Here is a 22,178-nt window from a genome sequence, read left to right on the forward strand (position 1 = left end):
TTTTTTCAGGGTTGTGGTAAGTAAAATGAAAAATATCCTCGCCATCCAGTCCCACGTTGTTTTTGGTCATGCGGGCAACAGCGCGGCAGAGTTTCCGATGCGTCGTCTTGGCGCAAATGTCTGGCCGCTGAATACCGTGCAGTTTTCTAACCACACACAGTACGGCAAATGGACCGGTTGCGTTATGCCACCGAGCCATCTGACTGAAATTGTGCAGGGCATTGCCGATATCGATAAACTCCAGACCTGTGACGCAGTACTGAGCGGCTATCTTGGCTCAGCAGAGCAGGGTGAGCATATTCTGGGTATTGTGCGCCAAGTGAAAGCGGCCAATCCGCGGGCAAAATACTTTTGTGACCCCGTGATGGGACATCCGGAGAAAGGGTGTATCGTCGCGCCTGGCGTGGCGGAATTTCATGTGCGTCATGCGCTTCCCGCCAGCGATATTATTGCCCCGAATCTGGTGGAGCTGGAAATCCTGTGCGAACACGCGGTTCACAATGTGACTGAAGCGGTGGCAGCTGCCCGTGAGCTGATTGCTCAGGGGCCAGAAATTGTGCTGGTGAAGCATCTGGCCCGCGCAGGTATTAGCACCGATCGTTTCGAGATGCTGTTGGTCACTGCGCAACAGGCGTGGCATATCAGCCGCCCATTAGTCGATTTTGGCGCTCGTCAACCGGTTGGCGTGGGTGATGTTACCAGCGGCTTGTTGCTGGTGAAACTGCTGCAGGGCGCGTCTTTACAGCAGGCGCTTGAGCATGTGACTGCGGCAGTGTATGAAGTGATGATCGCCACTAAAGAAATGCATGAGTATGAGTTGCAGGTGGTGGCCGCTCAGGATCGTATCGCGAAGCCTGAGCACTACTTTAGTGCGACGCAGCTGTAATCAATGCCCGATGGCGCTCACGCTTATCGGGCCTACAGGCCGGGTAAGCGCAAGCGCTACCCGGCAACACCAATTAATTTAACCCTTCCGCCTTCAACGCTGCGGCAACCGCCGGGCGTTCAGCCATACGCGCCATATATGCATCAATATTGCTTAATCCGGCCATATTTAGCTTAACCGCATAGGCCCAACGCAGCACGGTGAACAGATAAGCATCTGCAATGCTAAAGCGCGGGCCGCAGATCCATTGCTCGTCTTTCAGCGATTCATTCACGTACTGCATTTTTTTCTCCAGCAGGGCGCGAACGGTGGGCTTGTACTCTTCCGGCGTATCGGGACGGAACAGCGGCGTAAAACCTTTATGCAGTTCTGTCGCAATGTAGTTAAGCCATTCGATGGTTTTGTAACGGGAGAGGCTGCTGGTAGGAGCGAGGAGCTGGCGGTCTGGCACAGTGTCCGCCAGGTATTGCATGATGGCGACGCCTTCGGTCAGTAATGTACCGTCGTCCAGCAGCAGCGCGGGAACTTGTCCTTTTGGGTTTACCGCGAAAAAATCATCGCCGTTTTCCAGACGTTTCTTCATTAAGTCGACACCATCCAGCGTGAAATCTTTACCGCTCTCACGCAGGGTGATGTGAGAAGCGAGAGAACAAGCGCCCGGTTTGTAGAACAGTTTCATCGGTAACTCCTTTGGCTGAGGTTTATCGTATGGTAGTGCTACCTCAGGCAAAAAAAAAGCCGCTAACAACAGTTAGCGGCCTGAAAATGAGTTTCCCTGAGAATTACGCTGTCGCGGCCTTAGAGGCTTTCTCATTGACGTCATCATCCTGAGTCATACGATTCAGTTTCGGCGCCGTCAGCAGCATCAGAACAGCGATAACCGCCGTTGCAACACCAATCTGCAGGAACACACGACCGTAGACTTCCAGAGACATCAGCGGATCGGTCACGTTTTCTGGAACTGCCATCATGTTGGCGACGTAACCACCGATGATGTTTGCACCGGCAGTGGTCAGGAACCAGCTACCCATGATGAAGCCCATCAGACGTTGCGGAACCAACTGCGCCACCATTGCCAGACCCAGACCGGAAATCATCAACTCACCGATACTTTGCAGGCCGTAGCAGATGATCAGCCAGTTAACGGAAACGATGCCCGCGTCGGTGGCGAATTTCGCACCCAGCGGCAGGATCAGGAACGCACCGGAACACAGTACCATACCAATCGCGAATTTGGTCGGCATCGGCAGCGTATCACCCATCTTGTTATAGATAGCGGCGAGGATTGGGCTACCAATGATGATCCAGAACGGGTTCAGCGCCTGGTACTGCTCAGGTTCAAAAGCAATGCCCAGAATAGAGTGTTCAACGTTACGAATCGCAAAGAAGTTCAGCGAGGTCGGCATCTGGCTGTACAGCACGAAGAAGATAATCGCTTCCAGCATCAGAATGAAGGCGACGATCATTTTACGACGCGCAGCACCGTGCATGGTGAAGGCTTCTTTACCGAAGATAAATACGATACCAATGGCAATCACACCCAGAACCATACGGGCGATTTGCTGGTTGTGCAGCAGCCAGGTCGCAATCGCGATCAGAACCACAACGCCAACGATGGTCAGCAGCAGGTTACGGAAGTTGATCGGCTCAAAGTCAGGTTTAGAACCGTACTGTTTAACCCAGCGCTGACAGAATGCGAAGTTAACCACGGTGATCAGCATACCTACGACGCTCAGCGCGAACGCGGTGCTCCAGCCGTAACGCGCAGCTAACCATGGCGTTGCCAGCATAGAGAAGAATGAACCGATGTTGACGGACATGTAGTACATGGTAAATGCACCATCAAGACGCGGGTCATCTTTTGCATAGCAGGTAGAGAGCAGGGAAGATGGGTTTGCTTTAAACAGGCCGTTACCGACTGCAATAGCCGCCATGCCCATATAAACAATGCCTGCATCGTGACCGGACCATGCAACCAGCGCATAACCGATGGCCAGGACAACGGCGCCCAGCATAATGACACGTTTTGTTCCCAGAACTTTATCACCTAACCAGCCGCCAATGGCAACCAGACCATACACCAGGGCGCTAAAGGACGAGAAAAGAGTGATGGAATCCGCTTCTGACATACCCAGTTGTTTAACCAGGTAGACGGCCATAATCCCTTGCAGGCCGTAATAACCAAAACGTTCCCACAGCTCTATCGAGAAAATGAGATAGAACGCTTTTGGTTGTTTGAAGGCGTTTAAACTAACGCTTTCTGTTGGTTTATTGTTTGCAGTAGACACTTTTACCTCTTTTTTTACATCCCATATCAACGGGGGTGTTCAGGTACGTGATGAATCAAGTTCATCCGTCCGATTGTTATAGTGGGAGGGGAAACGGCAAGTAATGTTCACTATCTTGACCATTGAGACAAGTGGTTTGTAATAATCTGTTACATATATCCTGAGTGGTGAAATCATCGGTGCTGAGAAATGTTATCTAGCGTTAAATTTCTTCATTTGAAAAATCGCAGATTTTTACACTGTTTAAGCAGCCCAAAAACCGCAATGCGGCGATATGTTCTGCTATTTGCGGTTGAATCCAGTGATATAGGCCATTATCTGAAAAATAGCCAGTGTAATGTTTTGTTTAGAAACTGTTCAGTAAGGTCATCTGATTGTCACTTTAACTAAAAAATAAAAATAATTTAACAATATGTTATCTGGGTGATCTGGATCACGTATAGATAGAAATTTCTATTACTAAAAAAACGATTAACCTGCTCAGGTGTTTATAAACAAGAATAATGCGTTAGATATGCGTAGTTGAATGGCATCATTGACGGGAAAAAATTGTTTAGGGAGTGCATAACTAATCGTTATGTATGAAAGGGGCAAAGGGAACGCCCCATCAGTATCAGATATCCACTTTCTCTTTGAATTCGCAGAGATCTTCGATGATACAGGAACCGCAGCGCGGTTTTCTGGCAATACAGGTGTAACGGCCATGAAGGATTAACCAGTGATGGCAATCGACTTTAAATTCACTCGGTACGACTTTCAGCAGTTTTTCTTCTACCTGCTCGACGTTTTTGCCAGGCGCAAATTGCGTGCGATTACAGACGCGAAAAATATGGGTATCTACCGCAATGGTTGGCCAGCCAAAGGCGGTATTGAGCACCACATTGGCTGTTTTACGCCCAACCCCGGGCAGAGCTTCTAATGCGGCCCGGTCTTCTGGCACTTCACCATTATGTTTTTCCAGCAGAATGCGGCAGGTTTTAATCACGTTCTCCGCTTTGCTGTTGAATAACCCGATTGTTTTGATGTAGGACTTAACCCCGTCTACGCCGAGCTCCAGCATAGCGGCAGGGGTATTGGCGACAGGGTACAGCTTAGCCGTGGCTTTATTGACGCTGACGTCGGTGGCCTGCGCGGAGAGCAAGACCGAAATCAGCAGTTCGAACGGCGATGTAAAATTCAGTTCAGTTGTCGGATGCGGATTGTTATCACGCAGGCGTGTCAGTATTTCCAGCCGTTTTGCTTTGTTCATTACACATTCCCTGTTTCACCAGCCGGACTGTCCGCGACAGCCGCTGCGGCACGACGTTTCTTCATTTTCTCATCAATCAGATATTTCACCGCCAGCATCAGGCCCAGGCCAATGAACGCGCCCGGTGGCAGCATAGCCAGCAGAAACGGCGTATCGGTATGGAAGATCTCTACGCGTAGTACTTTAGCCCAACTGCCGAGTAAACCGTCTGCGCCATCAAATAGCGTACCGTTACCAATTATTTCACGTAGCGAACCCAGAACAAACATGGCGCCGGTTGCGCCCATACCGATGGAGAAACCATCAAGGGCGGATAATGCCGGGCCTTTTTTGGCCGCGAAGGCTTCAGCCCGACCAACAACAATACAGTTAGTCACAATCAGCGGGATAAAGATGCCAAGAGACTGATACAGGCCAAAAGCGTAAGCATTAATCAGCATCTGTACCGCACTCACGACGGAAGCGATGATCATGACATAAATCGGAATACGAATTTCAGGCGGCGTCCAGCGACGCAGAGCTGAAATGGTCAGGTTTGTCAGCGTCAGGACGAGCGTAGTCGCCAGTCCCAGACCTAACGCATTGGTGGCGGTAGAGGTTACCGCCAGCAGCGGGCACATACCCAGTAACTGCACCAGCGCGGAGTTATTTTTCCATAACCCCTGGACAATGACATCTTTAATTTCGCTCATGGTTTATTCTCCACAGGCGCTAAGTTGAGGAAGTTGCGCGGGCAGCGTCTGCGCATACAAACCGGCGCGTTTGACCGCATTAACTACCGCACGCGGCGTAATGGTTGCGCCAGTAAACTGGTCGAAGTCGCCGCCGTCTTTCTTCACCGCCCAGTGGGCATCGTTACCCGTGCCGATCGTTTTGCCGCTAAAGTGGGTGATCCAGTCGGACAGACGCAGCTCAATTTTATCGCCCAGCCCCGGCGTTTCATGATGTTCAGTCACTCGTGTACCCAATACGGTACCTGTGAAATCCACACCAACCAGCAGTTGAATCGCCCCGGAATAACCATCTGGGGCTGTGGCTTCGAGAATTGCCGCGACAGGCCGATCGTCCTGGCGCGCGATATACACCCGGTGAGTCCCTTTACCTAACGCCTGCGCATTTACCAGATAGCAACTCTCAGACAACGCGTTATTGTAGCGATCGCCAGGCAGAACCTGATCAAATAATACTTTTTGTTGCAGCGCCGCTTGCTCATCGATAGTGGATTTGGTTAGTTGATTGATTGCCGCGGTTAACCCCGTAGATCCGGCGGCAAACAGCGCCAGAGTAATACCGTGTTTACGAATCGTTTTCAGCATATGTTGTCCTTAGCGATGTCCGTACACGCGAGGGCGGGTGTAATAATCAATCAGGGGAACCGTAATATTTGCCAGCAACACGGCAAAGGCCACGCCATCAGGATAGCCACCAAAACTGCGGATTAACCACACTAACAAACCTGCAAGCGCGCCAAAAATCAGGCGACCGCGGTTGGTGGTTGATGCCGTAACGGGATCGGTAAGAATAAAGAAAGCGCCGAGCATCGTCGCACCAGAGAGTAGGTGTAACTGAGGCGATGCCAGCGACTCTGGCGAGAAAATCCAGCCTAAAGTGGCGCAAACAGCGAGCGACAGCAGGAAGCTAACCGGGATATGCCAGCGAATCGCTTTTTGCCATAACAGCACGATGCCGCCAGCCAGCCAGGCAAGGTTAACCCACTGCCAGCCGGCACCCGCAAGCACACCGCTGTAAATGGGATACTGCATTACCTGTTCAACCGTACGTCCCGCATGCAGAGAGGTCTTGAAGGTATCAAGAGGCGTAGCCTGGCTGATACCGTCGATCCCCATCCGTAAAGAATTCATATCACCGCCGCTGGCGGTATGTCCGTTAAAGATAACGTTCAGAGCGTCAAAGAATCCGGGGACCGTAGCCGCAATTTCCTGCGGAGGCAGCCAGCTAGTCATCTGTACCGGGAATGAGATAAGCAGAACGACGTAACCAATCATGGCGGGATTGAACGGGTTTTGTCCGAGGCCGCCATACAGCTGTTTAGCAATGATAACGGCAAAAACTGTGCCTAATACCACCATCCACCAGGGGGCGAGGGGAGGAATACTCACGGCCAGCAGCAACCCCGTAAGGAGCGCGGAGTTATCTTTTAAAATCGGCGCTATGGGTTGTTTACGCAGTTTAAGTACGGCAGCTTCGGCAGCGATAGCGCTAATGGCGGCCAGAACGATCTGCAACAACGTCCCCCAGCCAAAGAACCACAGCTGCGCGACGATCCCCGGCAATGCAGCAAGTAACACCAACATCATGATGCGTGATGTTTGACGCTGGTTATGGGTATAGGGGGAGCTTGCTATTCTGAATACCATTTATTCCTCGTTTACAACCTGCTGCTGTGCGGCTTTTTTAGCCTGGGCGCGTGCGATAGCAGCCGCGACGGCGGCTTTACGCGGATCAACCGGTTCTGCGGCCTCAGTAACCGTCTGCTGCTCAAGCTTACGGGCCTTGGCACGGGCGATTGCTGCTTCGACGGCGGCTTTACGCGGATCAACCGGTTCTGCGTTCTCCGTAACCGTCTGCTGCTCAAGCTTACGGGCCTTGGCGCGGGCGATTGCTGCTTCGACGGCGGCTTTACGTGGATCTACCGGTTCTGCGTTCTCCGTAACCGTCTGCTGCTCAAGCTTACGGGCCTTGGCGCGGGCGATAGCTGCTTCAACTGCCGCTTTACGCGGATCGCTACCCGCGCTGCTGTCTTCAATTTTGTTTGAATTTTCCGTCCGGGCCGCACGAGCCTGTGCTTTACGCGCCTCGCGAGCGGCAATCACTGCGCTATTGTCAGGTTTTTCGCCAGCCTGGATAACAACCGGCTGCATTGCCTGAGCCTGTTTCTCTTTTACGCGAGCCAGCGCGGCCGCAATGGCATCATGATCTTTAGCCGCAGGCTGTACGGCAGCGCTTTTGTGGCGTTCAAGACGTGCGGCTTTTTCACGTTCAAGTCGCGCCTGTCGAGCTTCAAACCGCGCTTTGGCTTCCGCGGCGCGTTTTTCTTCCTGGCTAATAGCGTAAATCTCGGCCTTTTCCTGGCGGAAATACTGCACCAGCGGAATGTTGCTCGGGCATACCCATGCGCAAGCGCCGCACTCGATGCAGTCAGCGATATTGTGCGTTGTGGCTTTGTCGTGCTGCTGCCCTTTACTGAACCAATACAGCTGTTGCGGCAGGAGATCGGCCGGGCAAGCGTCGGCACAGGCGCTACAGCGAATGCAGCCTTTCTCTTCCGGCGTTTCACCCATTTCACTGGCTGAAGGTGCCAGAAGACAGTTGGTTATCTTCACCACCGGTACATCCAGCCACGGCAACGTGAACCCCATCAGCGGCCCGCCCATAATGACCATCTGGTCGGCGGAAGGGCAGAAACCCGCGTCGTTGAGCAGATGACGAACTGGGGTGCCTAATCGCGCCCAGACGTTGCCCGGACGGCTGACGGCTTCACCAGTAAGCGTCACAACACGCTCGGTAATCGGTTCTCCGTCAATGACCGCACGTTTAATTGCGTAGGCGGTGCCGACGTTTTGCATCAGCACGCCAATATCTGAGGAGCGTCCGCCATGTGGTACCTGCTTACCTGTCAGAATTTGCGTTAACTGTTTGGCGCCGCCTGACGGGTACTTGGTTGGGATCACGCGTAAGCTGATATCGTGCGAATCGGCCAGCACTGCACGCAGCATGGAAATTGCCTGCGGTTTGTTATCTTCTATTCCCAGCAGGATCTCACGCGGCTGAAGAATGTGCGCGAGGATGCGGATACCTTCGACGACCTGCGCTGCGCAATCCTGCATCAAGCGGTCATCTGCCGTAATGTACGGCTCGCATTCAGCGGCGTTAATGATCAGCGTTTCAATTTTATCACCGCCGCCCTGCAGTTTGACGCCTGTTGGGAAACCTGCGCCACCCAGACCTGCGACGCCGTACTGATGAATACGCGCGATAAGCTCTTCCCGGCTACGGGCGCGGTAATCAGTCCAGCCGTCTCGCTCAATCCAACGGTCTTCGCCATCGGCATCAATGATGACGCTTAACTCAGCTAAGGCCGAGGGGTGTGCGGTGGAGTGCGGCGCGATAGCCACAACGGTACCTGATGTTGGCGCATGTACCGGCAGCATTTTGCCGCGTCCCAGGGTTAACGCCTGGCCACGCAGGACGGTGTCGCCCACGTTGACACACAGTTCACCCTCCGCGCCAATATGTTGTTTCAGCGGAATAACGAAGCGTGGTGCCAGCGGAACCTGTCGCAGCGGCGTACCGTTTGATTGGGTCTTCATTTCTGGTGGATGAATGCCGCCATCAAAGTCCCAGATTTTGTTCTTTCTGAATGCAGAGAATAACTTAAACATGTTGTTCCACAGGAATGATGCGCACAGGGATAGTGTTTAAATCCCATTTCCAGCTATCGGGTGTCTCGGCTACTGGGCGTAATTCGATACATTGCGTTGGACATGGGTCAACGCACAGGTTGCAGCCGGTGCAGAGATCGCTCATCACTGTGTGCATGGCGCGGGTCGCACCCACAATGGCATCAACCGGACAGGCCTGAATGCACTTTGTGCAACCAATACAGTTATTTTCATCAATGACCGCCAGCATACGCACGGGCGTAACATCTTGTTCATCGCCATCAATCGGCTGCGGGTCAACGTTCAGCAGGGCGGCGATTTTTAACATCACCGCTTCACCACCGGGCGCACAACGATTGATTTTTTCACCCTGCGAGCCGATCGCTTCAGCATAGGGATGACAGCCCGGATAGCCGCACTGCCCACACTGGCTTTGCGGGAGAATTTCATCAATTTTCTCCACGACCGGATCATCCTCAACGGCAAAGCGTCGCGAGGCGTAACCCAAAATAGCGCCGAACGCCAGACCCAGCAGACTCACTGCGGCAACGGCAATCCAGATAGCATTCATTACAACTTCACCAAACCACTAAAGCCCATAAAGGCCAATGACATTAAACCGGCGGTAATCAGCGCAATCGCATTACCGCGAAACGGGGCAGGGACGTCTGCCACAGCGAGACGTTCGCGAATGGCGGCAAACAGTACCATTACCAGTGAGAAGCCGACGGCGGCGGAAAAACCGTACAGCGCCGACTGTAAGAAGTTATGGCCGAGGTTAATATTCAGCAACGCCACCCCCAATACCGCACAGTTTGTGGTGATCAGCGGTAAGAAGATCCCCAGCAGGCGGTAAAGCGCAGGGCTGGTTTTACGGACCACCATCTCGGTAAATTGCACGACGACGGCGATGACCAGAATAAAAGCCAGCGTGCGCAGATAGATGAGATTGAGCGGGATGAGGATCCAGGTATCAATCAACCATGCGCAAATGGAGGCCAGCGTCATGACAAACGTCGTGGCAAGGCCCATACCCATTGCGGTTTCCAGTTTTTTGGAAACGCCCATAAACGGGCAGAGGCCCAGAAACTTAACCAGTACAAAGTTGTTGACCAGTACAGTTCCGACAAACAGCAGCAGGTAATCAGTCATTTTTCGGCCTGAAATAAAAAAGCCGCCTATTATCTGACAATCTACAACAGGCGACAACAGGTTAACTGTAGGGTTATTACGGGTTCACAAACGTCGACTTAACGCGCTGTGAGCGCTTGAAATAGGGCACCAGCAGTGCTGCTGCTAACAAAGGGAACAGCAGTTGGCGCACGGCAAAGGCGTCCGGGACGGGTGAAAAAGCAAACGCTTTAATCGCCAGCAACACGGAGATCAGCAGCCATAAAATATAGTGCTTCGGCACACAGGCTCTGCGTTTGAAAAACGCAATCGTCAGCCATAACGTGTAATACCACATGGCGATAGCCGTAATAAAAGAGCCCCCCCATAACAACAAGTTTGTCGCGCTTTGCTCACCGAGCGTTTGGAAGGTTTGCGGTGTGGCCAGCGCAGTGACGTAAAGTAACAACGCCAGCGAAGCACTCAGCAACGCAACTAACAGCCAGGCTAATGGCCCAAGTAGCCAGCCTCCGATACGTTGTGCCGGTGTGGTAGTCATCTCTTCTCCAGGTTTACGCGCGCGATCAAACATGCCATTCATTTTGGGGCAATTATTATAAAGCTTTTAACGTTGAGCGCTACTTTCTTCTTTATTGCACGTAATGCCAGACTGATTTAGGCACCTGACCGACGTCAAACAGACGACCTCCGGAGATGAGCTCCGCACGACGGTGGTCTGCTGCGCGATACATATTGATAATGTCGTTATCGTCGGTGAGCGTGTAGTTAAGATGATCGAACAGTTTTTCCAGACTTTCGAGTGAACTAATTTTACGGAATTTTAATAAGTAATCCTGAACAGTCATAAAGAGCGATCCATATATAAAATAATACCAACGGAGTAGTAAATATTAAGAAATAAACAACGCGCACAGGTAAAAGCGGATTTGCGCAAAAATATAAGAAGAGTATGCATACCTGTGAAAAAGCAGGCGCTATGTACGCCTGTGGCAAGGTTAGCGCGCTTCGCGATCGCAGGCAATACGCGCGGGAGGGGGATGCGGCATAATTCGCTTTTTTTGACACAATTGGATCTTTTACAGCCGGACCCAGCAATGCGTGAATGTGAATTGCGGGTCGAGAAAGGCTGATGACGCTTATTTTTTCTGCACTGCAGCAATTGGCTCCGGCGGCTGGTAATTGTCAATATGATTGGCAATACCCAGCAGGATCACGGAGACCGCAAGAACAATCCAACCGGCTAACTCAATAAGGCGATTCATTACTGATGACATTTGCTTTGATTTATCCATAAACACAGGCGGCAAATGTTACTAATCTCTCCATAATACAGCAAGAAGATTGGGAACGATTTCTGCCTCTTTTTCGCGGCAAATTCCCCCTAAGACGCATATGTTTGACTTAAGTTAATAAACAACCTCTGTAGCGCAAAGGTTATTAAACTATTGAGACGTTGCAAGGTATGGTGTGAAATAGGTTGGTCTGAATTGAGAGGCTATAACATGAGTGACAACATCCGCGTTGGGCTAATCGGCTATGGTTACGCCAGTAAAACCTTCCATGCCCCCCTGATTGTGGGCACACCGGGCCTGGAACTGGCTGCGGTGTCCAGTAGTGATGAAGCAAAAGTGAAGGCCGACTGGCCTACAGTGACGGTTGTTGCTGAGCCTAAGCACCTTTTTAACGATCCTGATATTGACCTGATTGTCATCCCTACGCCAAATGACACGCACTTCCCGTTAGCGAAGGCTGCACTGGAAGCGGGTAAACATGTGGTTGTTGATAAACCTTTCACCGTGACACTGTCACAAGCTCGTGAGCTGGATGCACTCGCGCGTAGTCTGGGGCGGGTACTCTCTGTTTTTCATAACCGGCGCTGGGACAGTGATTTTCTGACCTTGAAAGCGCTATTGGCAGATGGTGTTCTGGGCGAAGTCGCCTATTTTGAATCCCACTTCGATCGTTTCCGCCCGCAGGTTCGTGACCGTTGGCGTGAACAGGGCGGTCCGGGCAGCGGTATTTGGTATGATTTAGCGCCACATCTTTTGGATCAAGCGATTAATCTGTTTGGTTTGCCGGTCAGTTTGACGGTGGATCTGGCGCAACTGCGTCCGGGTGCGCAATCGACAGATTACTTCCATGCCATTCTGACGTATCCGCAGCGTCGTGTGATTCTGCATGGAACCATGCTGGCGGCCGCAGAATCGGCCCGCTATATCGTGCACGGCTCGCGCGGTAGCTACGTCAAGTATGGTCTTGATCCACAGGAAGAACGTCTGAAAAATGGCGAGCGTCTGCCTCAGGAAGACTGGGGTTACGACATGCGCGATGGTGTATTGACCCGAGTTGAAGGTGATGAACGGGTTGAAGAGACCTGGCTGACCGTGCCGGGCAATTACCCGGCGTACTATGCAGGCATCCGTGATGCGCTGAACGGTAACGGTGAAAACCCGGTCCCGGCGAGACAAGCTATCCAGATCATGGAGCTGATTGAGCTTGGTATTGAGTCCGCGAAACATCGCTCTACGCTGTGCCTTGCCTGATAAGGCAAATGCCAGATGGCGATGCCCTGGCATCTTATCCGGCCTACAATGCAACGCCACGTAGGCCGGATAAGCGTTACGCTGCGGCGACTTTCTCGCGCAGCGTACGTTTCTCTTCGTTACTCAGGAATGCCATTTCCAGACCATTGATTTGCGCCTGGCGAATCTGTTCGCGAGTTAAACCTGCGCCAGGGGCGGCAATGGTGTACTCGTGAATGATATCTACACCCTGAACAGCCGGATCGTCCGTATTCAGACTGGCCACAACGCCGTGTTCAAGGAATGTTTTCAGCGGATGGGTCGCCAGCGCAGCGACGGTGCTGGTCTGGATGTTCGATGTCAGGCAGGATTCAATGCCGATACGGTGCTCGGCGAGGTAATCCATCAACGCACGATCTTCGACCGCTTTAACACCATGACCAATGCGTTCAGCGCCCAATTCTTTGATGGCCTGCCAGATGCTTTCTGGTCCCGCGGCTTCGCCGGCATGGACGGTGATATGCCAGCCTGCATCGCGTGCCTGGTTGAAGTGTGACAGGAACAAACTACCCGGGAAGCCCAGTTCGTCACCGGCCAGATCCAGCGCAGTAATATGGTCGCGGTGTGCTAACAGCGCATCAAGTTCCTGCAGGCAGGCGGCTTCGCCGAAGGTACGACTCATAATGCCAATTAAACGCGCTTCAACGCCAAAGGCCTTGCAGCCTTCGCGAACGCCTGCAATAACGGCTTCAACCACGCCTGCAACAGGGAGTCGGTGGGCCATTGCCATGTAGCCAGGGGAAAAACGTAATTCAACATAGTGCAGGCCGTTACGTGCGGCATCCTCAATATTTTCAAACGCGACGCGGCGGCAGGCGTCCAGCGAGGCCAGAACCTTTACGCCCCAGTCCAGTTTGGATAAAAAGCTGACCAAATCAGGCTCGGTTGACGTTACTTGCACATGAGGAATCAACGTTTCCAGCGTCTGTGCCGGGAGGGTTAAATTGAACTGGCGACCCAGATCGAGGATCGTTTGGGCACGGATGTTACCATCAAGGTGGCGATGGACGTCGGTTAACGGGAGAGAAGTATCAATCATGGTCGCACTCGTATTTTTAGGTAAAGTGCACGGTATTATACAACAGAATCATAATTCTCTAATAACTTTGAATTAAGTGCGCCAACACTTTGTAAAAAGGGAACATTGTGGACATATATTTCATGTTTTCAATGAGTCAGGCGATCGGCGCGCTATTCTGGTCAATGGTAACCTTCTCCGTCAGATACTTTGCCGCGAAAGACATAGTAGCTCCATGCCGTATACATCAGAATGACCGGGATAATAATCAGCGTGCCAACCAGCATAAACATCTGGCTTGCAGGGGGAGCCGCTGCATCCCATAAGGTAATATGCGGCGGAATAATATAGGGCCACAGGCTGATACCTAAGCCGCTAAATCCCAGAAAGATTAATCCCAGCGTCAGGATAAAAGGTCGTGCATGGCTGGTGTTGTCACTGCTCAGCCGCCAAATCCACAGGCTGAATATCGTCACCAGAATGGGGACCGGCACAAACCAGTAGAAATTAGGTAGCGTGAACCAGCGTTCTGCGATGTATTGCCAGCTAAGAGGTGTCCAGATGCTGACAACGGCAATAACCGCCAGCAGAGCGAGCAGAACATGGCGCGTTAATTTACGCATCCGTTCCTGCAGCGCGCCATCGCTTTTCATTATCAGCCAGGTGGTGCCGAGTAACAGATAGGCGGCAACCAGTCCGAGTCCGCAAAACACATTAAATGGAGTCAACCAATCCAATGCCGACCCGGCAAAGCGTCGTTCTGCTATATCGAAACCGTTAATGACCGCGCCAACAACGATCCCCTGACTCACGGTCGCCAGCAACGATCCGCCAGCAAATGCGTAGTCCCAAAATAGCCGATGCGAAGGCGTAGCTTTAAAGCGAAACTCAAATGCCACGCCGCGAAAAATCAGCCCAATTAGCATCATCGCGAGTGGAATTGCCAGTGCGTCAGCGATCACGGCATAAGCCAGAGGGAATGCGCCAAAGAGACCGGCCCCACCGAGCACCAGCCAGGTTTCGTTCCCGTCCCAGACGGGGGCGACGCTGTTCACCATCACATCTCGTTCGCCGGGGGTATGTACAATGCTAAACAACATGCCAATGCCCAAATCGAAACCGTCCATTACGATGTACATCAGCGTGGCAAAGACAATGATAACAAACCAGATTACGGTGATATCGATGTCCATCAGATTTTCTCCTCTTCATCCGTTACCGGTTCTGCGGCGGAAAGCGGACGCGCAGGGGTGCCATCGGTTTGTGAGGTCAGTTCACTGACCGGCTGAGGTCCTTTTTTAATCAGCCTGAAAATGTAGTGATAACCCACGCCAAAGACGGTGCAATAAACGACGATAAATACCAGCAAACTGATGACCATTTGCGTTGTACTGTGCAACGAAACGGCATCCCGCGTGCGCAAAAAGCCGTATACGACCCAGGGCTGGCGGCCAACCTCAGTGGTCACCCAGCCGGCCAGTAAGGCCAATAGTCCGGCTGGCCCCATCCAGAGTGCAAACCACTGGAATGGGCGGGAATGGTACAGCCGCTTGCGCCAACGTAACCAGACACTGCAGATACCCAGGGCGATCATCAACACGCCCATGCCAACCATGATGCGAAACGACCAAAATACAATCGCGGAGTTGGGGCGATCGTCTTTGGGAAAATCCTTCAGCGCAGGAACCTGCTTGTCCAGGCTATGGGTAAGAATCAGACTGCCCAGTGCAGGGATCGCCAGAGCGTATTTGGTGCGCTCTTCCTCCATGTCAGGCATGCCAAACAGCGTCAACGGTGTTGCCTCTCCGGGGGGATTTTCCCAGTGCCCTTCGATGGCTGCTATTTTTGCCGGCTGATGCTCAAGGGTATTGAGGCCATGCATATCTCCAACTACCGCCTGAATGGGGGCGACAATCAGAGCCATCCACAGCGCCATCGAAAACATTTTACGAATGGCAGGGGTATCGTTACCCCGGAGTAAATGCCAGGCGGCAGATGCGCCAACGAACATTGCGCTACTCAGAAAAGCAGCTATCGACATGTGCAATAAGCGATACGGAAATGAAGGGTTAAATACGATAGCCAGCCAATCCTCGGGAATGACATGCCCATTTTCAAGGCTAAAACCTTGAGGTGTTTGCATCCAACTGTTGGATGCCAGGATCCAGAAAGTGGATAGCAACGTGCCTAGCGCCACCATACAGGTGGTGAAGAAATGCAGCGCTGGTGATACTTTGTTCCAGCCAAATAACATCACACCCAGGAAGCCCGCTTCGAGGAAAAAGGCGGTCAGTACTTCATAAAGCAGCAGGGGGCCGGTAATGCTGCCGGCAAATTGCGAAAATCCGCTCCAGTTGGTACCAAACTGGTAAGCCATCACCAGGCCGGAGACGACGCCCATCCCAAAATTGACGGCGAAGATTTGCAGCCAGAAATTATAGAGCGAGCGCCAGAGATTGTTTCGCGTGCGCAGCCACATCCCCTCCAGCACCACCAGATAGCTGGCCAGTCCAATCGTAATTGCGGGAAAAAGAATATGGAAAGAGACAGTGAAGGCGAACTGAAAACGGGCTAAATAAAAAGCGTCAAGTTCAGGCACGGTACAGACCCCATCCGAGGAAGCTCTGCTTGAAGCAGAGCGTAATGAGATTATTTTTTGGCTACAACGCCGTCAGCGTCAGACCGTAAGAGAAATTGTTCTGTCGTTTGCGGGATATGTTTAATCAGCCAGTCGGCCATCTCACGCTCCTCTGCCAGAATCGTTTCAATAGCGGGGATAGAGGCGGTATCACCGACTTTTTTGGCAGCGGCCAAAAGCGATGTGTAGCAGGCTATTTCAAATTGCTCGAATACATAGCCGCTGATTGCGCCTTTTACAATTTCGTCCGAAGGAAACATACCGCCAATCGACTGGCCAAAAGCGGCCATTTTACTCATCGAGTCTTTTAATACAGAACGCGAGATATCGTTTCGATCGAGGATCTCTTCCAGCAGGGTAATTTGCCGTTTTGTTTCATTAATATGTTGCTCAATTCTGGCACGCAAATCAGGATAATTATCGATACGACTCGCCATCGATTCCAGCATTGACTCCGCTTGCTTTTCCATCGCGTGCGCATCGCGTAGCCAGTCATGGTAATGTTCTATGTGATTCATCGTAATTTCCTCGTGTCAGTAGGGTTATCGTTTTTCAGCGTCTTTATTAATGTTACCAACCGCCAGATCGGTTAATTTCAGATCGGTCTGTTTCTCTTCTTCAAGCGTTTCTGCGAGGAGTTTTACGGCTTTCTTATATCCCAGTTGTTCTGCCAGCGTTGCCAGTGTGCCGTAGCTGGCAATTTCATAATGTTCCACTTTCTGTGCGGCTGCGATTAATGCCGCATCGCGTACTTCATTTTTCTCCGTGCTTTCAATAACCTCATTAGCCTCTTCAATTAAGCCTTCCATCGCCACACATTTTATGCGTTTAATCTTAATTCCCGGCTCTTGCTCAACGATTTGGTCTATTCGTTCAATTTGCCCCTGGGTTTCTTCCAGGTGGGCATTAAAGGCTTTGCTGAGTTTTTCACTTGATGCCGCTCTGGCGAGTTTTGCCAGTCCGCGCGTTAATTGTTTTTCGGCGCTATAGGTATCTGAAAGTAGGTGAATAAATACGTCTTCAATGCTTTTCATATGCATATTAATATCCTGTAGAGGTTAAAAATAACTGCGAGCCTCATACAGACCCGCAGGACACTCTTTTAATTAAAAGATGAAAATAACGCTAACTATCAGGAGTTGTCAGACTTACGGCCACCGCCGTGGCTGCTTTGTCCGCCTTTTTTACCTGCTTCAGATGCGCGTTGCGGATCGTTTTTGAAGTTACCACCGCTATGTTGACCGCCTTTACGGCCCGCTTCTGAAGCTTTTTCTCGGTCTTCTGCGAAGTTACCGGAACCACCACGATGCTCTGCCATATATCACCTCATATATCGGTTATGTCAGTCAGATACAAAAAAATAATTTCGTATCCGTCGTTGTTCAAGGCTTAAAGTTAGCGGCTATTTGTATTAAGTCAAATTTAATGCTGATAGGCGAATTAGTCCGTGTTGCTAATTTTCAAAGGATTGCGGGAAATACCGCCTCGCTGATTATGGGTAATGTTTGATTACTAAATTGGCGTAACCGCCTGACATTTAGAAGGAATAAAGGTATGAGTGCTCGATCAGGATTATTCTTGTAAATTTTCTTAAATTATAAATAGTTTGCAATAAAACCGAAGCGTTTCGCTCAGTATAAAATGGCATTATTAAATGCCATGGTATTCATTTTGCTCTACGCTTACTAATCTTTTGGACAAAAACAATGCGGACCGAATTCATGGTTAACCTAAATAATGAAACAATCAGCAAAAAGCAATAACTTTTTTTGTTTTTAAGATGATGACTTAAAGGAGAAAAACGATGAAAGCACTGACTTATCACGGCCCTCATCATGTTAGCGTTGATAATATGCCCGATCCCGGCATAGAAGAGCCGGACGATATCATTCTGCGTGTTACTGCGACTGCTATATGCGGTTCGGATCTGCATCTTTATCGCGGTAAGATTCCAGGAATTCATCATGGCGATATATTTGGTCATGAGTTTATGGGCGAAGTGGTTGAAACGGGATCGCAAGTGACGGCCGTAAGTAAAGGTGATCGCGTAGTAGTACCCTTTGTCATTGCCTGTGGAGAATGTTTTTTCTGTCAACTTCATCAGTATGCCGCGTGTGAAAGTACTAATAGTGGCAAAGGCGCAGCGCTGAACGGCAAGAATATCACGCCACCGGCGGCACTGTTTGGCTACAGCGATCTGTATGGCGGTATTCCTGGTGGTCAGGCTGAATATGTTCGGGTGCCAAAAGCGAACACCGGTCCGTTCAAAGTGCCGGATACGTTGGCAGATGAAAAGGTTCTTTTTCTGTCTGATATTTTACCGACGGCATGGCAGGCAGTGAAGAATGCCGACATTAAGCCTGGCTCCAGCGTTGCTATCTTTGGCGCTGGCCCGGTAGGGCTATTAACAGCGGCCTGTGCTCGCCTCAACGGTGCTGAACAGATATTTATCATTGACCATAACGATTACCGTCTTGAATTTGCACGACAACGTTATGGCGCGATTCCGATTAACTTTGATAAAAACGACGATCCTGCAGAGTGGATTATTGATAACACGGCAGGTCATCGTGGTGTGGATGCGGTGATTGACGCCGTCGGTTTTGAGGCAAAAGGGAGCCTCACTGAAACTGTACTCAGCACATTAAAAATTGAAGGCAGTAGTGGAAAAGCGCTCAGGCAATGCATTGCGGCAGTGCGCCGGGGGGGAATTGTCAGCGTCCCGGGGGTTTACGCCGGTTTTATCCACGGATTCATGTTTGGCGATGCCTTTGATAAGGGACTGTCGTTCAAAATGGGGCAGACACATGTGCATGCTTACTTACCTGATCTGCTTAATTTGATTGAGAAGGGATTGCTTACCCCGGAAGAGATTGTGACGCACCATATGCCGCTGGAAGACGCCGCAAGAGGGTATGAAATTTTTGAGAAACGGGAAGATGTGTGTCGAAAAGTTATTCTGGTGCCGGGAATGAAAGCGGGGTTAGCCACGGTGAATGATTGACGTTGGCTGAATGGGGAAAGGCGTCAGGTAGATAAGGTGCGCAATGAGGTCTTCATTGCGCAAACCTGTTTAACGTACTGTACGGATGGCGTTAATCAACCCCTGTACGCCTTTTTCAAGTTTTGAACGCGGGCATCCGGCATTCAGGCGTACAAAACCGCGTCCTTCTTCGCCGTAGGTGTATCCTGGCATGATGGCGACTTTCTGCTGGTGGATAAGCGCTTCCTGCAACGCCTGGTCATCAATGTTAAGCGGACGCAGGTCAATCCAGGCCAGATAGGTAGATTGCGGAACCTGCCAGTTTAATTCGGGGAATGCGGCATTAAGCTCGCGGGCGACGTAATGCAGATTACTGGCAAGATAATCCCGCAGCGCATCAAGCCAGCTTGCACCCTGCTGATAGGCGGCGATATGTGCGGTCAACGCCAGCACCGCGGGCGAGGAAAGACCATCGCGACCTTTTAATGTGCTGAGATAATCATTACGGCTTTGAGCGTCTTCAATAATTCCGTAAGCCCCGGTCAGTGCCGGAATATTAAAACTTTTTGAGCCGGAAGTGAGCAGCGCCCAGCTGTCACGCGCGACGTTACTCCAGGGGATATGCGGGTGATCCCCCCATACCATATCCATATGGATCTCATCGGAAATAACTTTTACATCATGGCGCTGACACAGCTCCGCCATGGTTTCCAGCTCATCACGCGTCCACACTTTGCCCGTCGGATTTTGTGGGCTACAGAGCAGAAGAATTTTGCTCTCTGGACGAGACAGGGCATTCTCCAGCGCGGCCATGTCGCAGTACCAACCGTCAGTACGTTTTTCCAGTTCGACAGCGCGCACCACGCGCTGATTACCCTCAATAGCTTTGTAAAACGCGTCGTAAGCCGGGGTGTGAATAACCACCGCATCACCCGCGGAAGACCACTGGCGAATCAGCTCTGACACCATATAGATGACCGAGGGACCATATACCAGCGACTGAGGATCGATTTTTGTTTTGTGGCGCGTCAGAAACCAATGCTGAATAGCCGCCAAAAATTCATCATTTTTCCAACGACTGTAACCCAACACGCCATGGGACAGGCGCTGGGTAAGCGCCTCAAGAATGCAGGGGGCAGTGGCAAAATCCATGTCAGAGATGGTGAACGGTAGCAGATCGGCTGAGCCAAAACGGTCGGCAACGTAATCCCACTGGGTACACCAGGTGCCGTGTCGGTCCACAACCTTAGAAAAATCAAACATATCGTTGTCCTTAAGCCTGTACGGTGTTCATCAGAACCGCGATTTCGTCTTTCACTGACTGAACCTGCGGACCAATAACAACCTGGAGGTTATGCTGATTGAGTTGTACTACGCCAATGGCACGATTGTCCTTCAGAGCTTGTACGTTAACAAGCGCCATATCTTTCACTGACAAGCGCAGACGAGTAATGCAGTTATCCAGGCTAACGATGTTTTCCGCGCCGCCCAACGCCGCCAGAATAGCGGGCACGTTGTAACCCGATTTACCTGGCGCTCCAGCCATCACTTTTTCGATAGCGCTGGCCATTTCGACTTCGCGACCCGGTGTTTTCAGATTGAAGCGCGTGATGGCGAAGCGGAAGATAACGTAATACACCGCAAACCAGATAGCCGCGACGACAGGGACCAGATACCACTTGGTCGACAATCCATGCAGGATGCCGAACACCACGAAGTCGATCAGGTTACCGTCAGTGTTGCCGATGGTAACGCCAAGCACCGCCATCACGGTGAAGCCGAGACCGGTAAGCAAAGCGTGGATCACATACAGAACCGGGGCGACGAATAGGAACAAGAACTCGAGAGGTTCGGTCGTACCACCAATCACGCAAGCAATCAGACCAGAAATTAATAACCCTTTAATTTTATGACGATTCTCTGGACGTGCGCAGTGATACATCGCTAACGCTGCACCCGGTAACCCGCCAAGGAACGCTGGCATTTTACCTTGGGACAGGAAGCGAGTTGCGCTTTCAGAGAAGCCTTGCGTTGTCGGGCAGCTCAATTGAGCCTGGAAAATAGTCAGTGCGCCGCTCACGCTATGACCACAGACTTCCTGCGTGCCGCCAGCTTCGGTAAAGCGAATCAATGCCACCAGAATATGATGCAGGCCAAAAGGCAGCAACAGACGTTCGCCGGTACCAAACAGCATAGGACCAAATTCACCGGCACTGTTGATGATGTGACCGAGTCCGGTAATGCCCATGGCGAAAACCGGCCAAATCAGGGGAATGACCAGACCGACCAGGCCCATCACTACCGAGGAGATGATGGGAACGAAGCGCGTACCGCCGAAGAAGGCGAGGGCATCCGGCAGACGAATGTTATGGAAGCGTTCATGTAGCATCCAGACGATGATCCCGGCGATAACGGCGCCGAGGATCCCGGTATCGATCGACTGGATCCCCAGAATATTTTGCACGTTGTTGGCTTTCAGGATCGCCGCATCAGTGGTGGGTAAGATGCCTTTGGCGGTTAACCAGAAGTTGACGGCAAGGTTCATTACTGCGTAACCGACAAAACCGGCAAACGCCGCCACGCCTTTGTTCTCGCGCGCCAGGCCAAGAGGAATGGCAATACAGAACATCACCGGCAGGAAGCTAAACGCAAATGAGCCAACTTTGCTCATCCAGGTAAAGATGGCCTGTAGCACCGGATTTCCTAGCGCCGGGATTAACGTTAAGACATCGTGGCTGCTTAACGAACTGCCGATCCCTAACATGATCCCGCAAAATGAGAGCAGAGCCACGGGCAACATAAAGGTTTTGCCCAACTGCTGGAAAAATTCCCATAACGTTATTTTTGGTGTGGTTCTCGTCGTCATTAAACGACTCCTTGTAAAATCAGGCTGGCTAATCATGGCGAGAAGATAAAACGTTTTACCTAATTTTAGTGCGGTATAAATCACATTATCGAACGATAATAGAGGGTATAAATATAAGTGATTGATAAAACGTT

General features: G+C 51.2%; 23 protein-coding genes. 3 read left to right on the plus strand and 20 right to left on the minus strand.

From position 1 onward, the window contains the following. The first annotated feature begins 25 nt into the window (after nt 1-25). A complete protein-coding gene (gene pdxY, locus ACVXHP_RS03905) occupies nt 26-886 on the plus strand; it encodes a pyridoxal kinase PdxY (protein ID WP_304698368.1) in 861 nt (286 codons plus the stop codon). A gap of 73 nt (nt 887-959) precedes the next feature. Here pdxY and gstA read toward each other — a convergent pair whose 3' ends face one another. The 12 genes from gstA to blr all read right to left on the minus strand — a co-directional run bounded on the left by gstA (nt 960) and on the right by blr (nt 11,219). After that, entirely contained in the window at nt 960-1,565 is a 606-nt protein-coding gene (gene gstA, locus ACVXHP_RS03910; RefSeq protein ID WP_200006524.1) for a glutathione transferase GstA, read from the minus strand. 103 nt (nt 1,566-1,668) lie between these two features. After that, nucleotides 1,669-3,174 carry a dipeptide/tripeptide permease DtpA gene (dtpA, locus tag ACVXHP_RS03915; protein WP_200006523.1) on the minus strand — a complete coding sequence of 502 codons (1,506 nt, stop codon included), beginning with the start codon at nt 3,172-3,174 and terminating at the stop codon, nt 1,669-1,671. Between the two features lie 613 nt (nt 3,175-3,787). After that, nucleotides 3,788-4,423 carry an endonuclease III gene (gene nth / locus ACVXHP_RS03920; protein WP_038640407.1) on the minus strand — a complete coding sequence of 212 codons (636 nt, stop codon included), beginning with the start codon at nt 4,421-4,423 and terminating at the stop codon, nt 3,788-3,790. Continuing rightward, entirely contained in the window at nt 4,423-5,115 is a 693-nt protein-coding gene (locus ACVXHP_RS03925; protein ID WP_200006522.1) for an electron transport complex subunit E, read from the minus strand. Before ACVXHP_RS03925 ends, nth begins: the two co-directional genes overlap by 1 nt. A 3-nt stretch (nt 5,116-5,118) precedes the next feature. Further along, nucleotides 5,119-5,739 carry an electron transport complex subunit RsxG gene (gene rsxG, locus ACVXHP_RS03930; RefSeq protein WP_447570887.1) on the minus strand — a complete coding sequence of 207 codons (621 nt, stop codon included), beginning with the start codon at nt 5,737-5,739 and terminating at the stop codon, nt 5,119-5,121. Between the two features lie 9 nt (nt 5,740-5,748). Continuing rightward, a complete protein-coding gene (rsxD, locus tag ACVXHP_RS03935) occupies nt 5,749-6,801 on the minus strand; it encodes an electron transport complex subunit RsxD (protein WP_200006521.1) in 1,053 nt (350 codons plus the stop codon). Next, entirely contained in the window at nt 6,802-8,826 is a 2,025-nt protein-coding gene (gene rsxC, locus ACVXHP_RS03940) for an electron transport complex subunit RsxC (protein WP_447570888.1), read from the minus strand. Further along, nucleotides 8,819-9,397, minus strand: a complete 579-nt coding sequence (rsxB, locus tag ACVXHP_RS03945) for an electron transport complex subunit RsxB (protein ID WP_032943340.1) — start codon at nt 9,395-9,397, stop codon at nt 8,819-8,821. Before rsxB ends, rsxC begins: the two co-directional genes overlap by 8 nt. Beyond that, complete coding sequence (gene rsxA / locus ACVXHP_RS03950) at nt 9,397-9,978, minus strand: electron transport complex subunit RsxA (RefSeq protein ID WP_003029144.1); 582 nt, start codon at nt 9,976-9,978, stop codon at nt 9,397-9,399. Before rsxA ends, rsxB begins: the two co-directional genes overlap by 1 nt. A 76-nt stretch (nt 9,979-10,054) precedes the next feature. Beyond that, nucleotides 10,055-10,495: a DUF2569 domain-containing protein gene (locus ACVXHP_RS03955; protein WP_447570889.1), complete on the minus strand. Its 441-nt coding sequence runs from the start codon at nt 10,493-10,495 to the stop codon at nt 10,055-10,057. Nucleotides 10,496-10,586: 91 nt separating this feature from the next. Beyond that, nucleotides 10,587-10,802, minus strand: coding sequence for a transcription modulator YdgT (gene ydgT, locus ACVXHP_RS03960; RefSeq protein ID WP_008784684.1), 216 nt, complete (start codon nt 10,800-10,802; stop codon nt 10,587-10,589). 291 nt (nt 10,803-11,093) lie between these two features. Then, nucleotides 11,094-11,219 carry a division septum protein Blr gene (blr, locus tag ACVXHP_RS03965; protein ID WP_038643149.1) on the minus strand — a complete coding sequence of 42 codons (126 nt, stop codon included), beginning with the start codon at nt 11,217-11,219 and terminating at the stop codon, nt 11,094-11,096. Nucleotides 11,220-11,459: 240 nt separating this feature from the next. Here blr and ACVXHP_RS03970 point away from each other — a divergent pair, with 240 nt between their 5' ends. Continuing rightward, complete coding sequence (locus tag ACVXHP_RS03970) at nt 11,460-12,500, plus strand: oxidoreductase (protein WP_200006518.1); 1,041 nt, start codon at nt 11,460-11,462, stop codon at nt 12,498-12,500. Between the two features lie 76 nt (nt 12,501-12,576). Here the strand turns inward: ACVXHP_RS03970 and add are convergent, their stop codons facing one another. The 6 genes from add to ACVXHP_RS04000 form a co-directional block, all read right to left on the minus strand. Next, entirely contained in the window at nt 12,577-13,578 is a 1,002-nt protein-coding gene (gene add / locus ACVXHP_RS03975) for an adenosine deaminase (protein ID WP_447570890.1), read from the minus strand. Nucleotides 13,579-13,739: 161 nt separating this feature from the next. After that, the gene (cydB, locus tag ACVXHP_RS03980) at nt 13,740-14,750 is read right to left on the minus strand and encodes a cytochrome d ubiquinol oxidase subunit II (protein ID WP_447570891.1); all 1,011 of its coding nucleotides are present in this window, start codon (nt 14,748-14,750) and stop codon (nt 13,740-13,742) included. Beyond that, nucleotides 14,750-16,156 (minus strand): cytochrome ubiquinol oxidase subunit I, encoded by a 1,407-nt coding sequence (locus ACVXHP_RS03985; RefSeq protein ID WP_304698393.1) that lies wholly within the window; start codon nt 16,154-16,156, stop codon nt 14,750-14,752. Before ACVXHP_RS03985 ends, cydB begins: the two co-directional genes overlap by 1 nt. Nucleotides 16,157-16,206: 50 nt before the next feature. Further along, complete coding sequence (locus ACVXHP_RS03990) at nt 16,207-16,713, minus strand: ferritin-like domain-containing protein (RefSeq protein ID WP_165407556.1); 507 nt, start codon at nt 16,711-16,713, stop codon at nt 16,207-16,209. A gap of 24 nt (nt 16,714-16,737) precedes the next feature. After that, on the minus strand, nt 16,738-17,235 hold the full coding sequence (locus ACVXHP_RS03995) for a YciE/YciF ferroxidase family protein (RefSeq protein ID WP_316128653.1): 498 nt from the start codon (nt 17,233-17,235) through the stop codon (nt 16,738-16,740). A 92-nt stretch (nt 17,236-17,327) separates the two neighbouring features. After that, on the minus strand, nt 17,328-17,513 hold the full coding sequence (locus ACVXHP_RS04000; RefSeq protein WP_006684659.1) for a con-10 family general stress protein: 186 nt from the start codon (nt 17,511-17,513) through the stop codon (nt 17,328-17,330). Nucleotides 17,514-17,999: 486 nt separating this feature from the next. Here ACVXHP_RS04000 and ACVXHP_RS04005 point away from each other — a divergent pair, with 486 nt between their 5' ends. Beyond that, nucleotides 18,000-19,199 carry a zinc-dependent alcohol dehydrogenase gene (locus tag ACVXHP_RS04005; RefSeq protein WP_447570892.1) on the plus strand — a complete coding sequence of 400 codons (1,200 nt, stop codon included), beginning with the start codon at nt 18,000-18,002 and terminating at the stop codon, nt 19,197-19,199. Nucleotides 19,200-19,268: 69 nt separating this feature from the next. Here ACVXHP_RS04005 and ACVXHP_RS04010 read toward each other — a convergent pair whose 3' ends face one another. Beyond that, nucleotides 19,269-20,441, minus strand: a complete 1,173-nt coding sequence (locus ACVXHP_RS04010; protein WP_447570893.1) for a MalY/PatB family protein — start codon at nt 20,439-20,441, stop codon at nt 19,269-19,271. A gap of 10 nt (nt 20,442-20,451) precedes the next feature. Next, entirely contained in the window at nt 20,452-22,044 is a 1,593-nt protein-coding gene (gene malX / locus ACVXHP_RS04015) for a maltose/glucose-specific PTS transporter subunit IIBC (RefSeq protein WP_200006511.1), read from the minus strand. Nucleotides 22,045-22,178: the final 134 nt, after the last annotated feature.

The sequence above is a fragment of the Citrobacter freundii complex sp. 2025EL-00176 genome (assembly GCF_053309355.1).

Excerpts from the sequence above, each read along its gene's own strand:
- malX (WP_200006511.1), bottom strand. The coding sequence starts at position 22,044 with ATGACGACGAGAACCACACCAAAAATAACGTTATGGGAATTTTTCCAG.
- pdxY (WP_304698368.1), top strand. The coding sequence starts at position 26 with ATGAAAAATATCCTCGCCATCCAGTCCCACGTTGTTTTTGGTCATGCG.
- add (WP_447570890.1), bottom strand. The coding sequence starts at position 13,578 with ATGATTGATACTTCTCTCCCGTTAACCGACGTCCATCGCCACCTTGAT.
- ACVXHP_RS03990 (WP_165407556.1), bottom strand. The coding sequence starts at position 16,713 with ATGAATCACATAGAACATTACCATGACTGGCTACGCGATGCGCACGCG.
- cydB (WP_447570891.1), bottom strand. The coding sequence starts at position 14,750 with ATGGACATCGATATCACCGTAATCTGGTTTGTTATCATTGTCTTTGCC.
- ACVXHP_RS03925 (WP_200006522.1), bottom strand. The coding sequence starts at position 5,115 with ATGAGCGAAATTAAAGATGTCATTGTCCAGGGGTTATGGAAAAATAAC.
- ACVXHP_RS03955 (WP_447570889.1), bottom strand. The coding sequence starts at position 10,495 with ATGACTACCACACCGGCACAACGTATCGGAGGCTGGCTACTTGGGCCA.
- ACVXHP_RS04005 (WP_447570892.1), top strand. The coding sequence starts at position 18,000 with ATGAAAGCACTGACTTATCACGGCCCTCATCATGTTAGCGTTGATAAT.
- rsxD (WP_200006521.1), bottom strand. The coding sequence starts at position 6,801 with ATGGTATTCAGAATAGCAAGCTCCCCCTATACCCATAACCAGCGTCAA.
- rsxC (WP_447570888.1), bottom strand. The coding sequence starts at position 8,826 with ATGTTTAAGTTATTCTCTGCATTCAGAAAGAACAAAATCTGGGACTTT.
- rsxA (WP_003029144.1), bottom strand. The coding sequence starts at position 9,978 with ATGACTGATTACCTGCTGCTGTTTGTCGGAACTGTACTGGTCAACAAC.
- blr (WP_038643149.1), bottom strand. The coding sequence starts at position 11,219 with ATGAATCGCCTTATTGAGTTAGCCGGTTGGATTGTTCTTGCGGTCTCC.
- gstA (WP_200006524.1), bottom strand. The coding sequence starts at position 1,565 with ATGAAACTGTTCTACAAACCGGGCGCTTGTTCTCTCGCTTCTCACATC.
- nth (WP_038640407.1), bottom strand. The coding sequence starts at position 4,423 with ATGAACAAAGCAAAACGGCTGGAAATACTGACACGCCTGCGTGATAAC.
- ACVXHP_RS03970 (WP_200006518.1), top strand. The coding sequence starts at position 11,460 with ATGAGTGACAACATCCGCGTTGGGCTAATCGGCTATGGTTACGCCAGT.
- rsxG (WP_447570887.1), bottom strand. The coding sequence starts at position 5,739 with ATGCTGAAAACGATTCGTAAACACGGTATTACTCTGGCGCTGTTTGCC.
- ACVXHP_RS03995 (WP_316128653.1), bottom strand. The coding sequence starts at position 17,235 with ATGCATATGAAAAGCATTGAAGACGTATTTATTCACCTACTTTCAGAT.
- ACVXHP_RS04000 (WP_006684659.1), bottom strand. The coding sequence starts at position 17,513 with ATGGCAGAGCATCGTGGTGGTTCCGGTAACTTCGCAGAAGACCGAGAA.
- ydgT (WP_008784684.1), bottom strand. The coding sequence starts at position 10,802 with ATGACTGTTCAGGATTACTTATTAAAATTCCGTAAAATTAGTTCACTC.
- ACVXHP_RS04010 (WP_447570893.1), bottom strand. The coding sequence starts at position 20,441 with ATGTTTGATTTTTCTAAGGTTGTGGACCGACACGGCACCTGGTGTACC.
- rsxB (WP_032943340.1), bottom strand. The coding sequence starts at position 9,397 with ATGAATGCTATCTGGATTGCCGTTGCCGCAGTGAGTCTGCTGGGTCTG.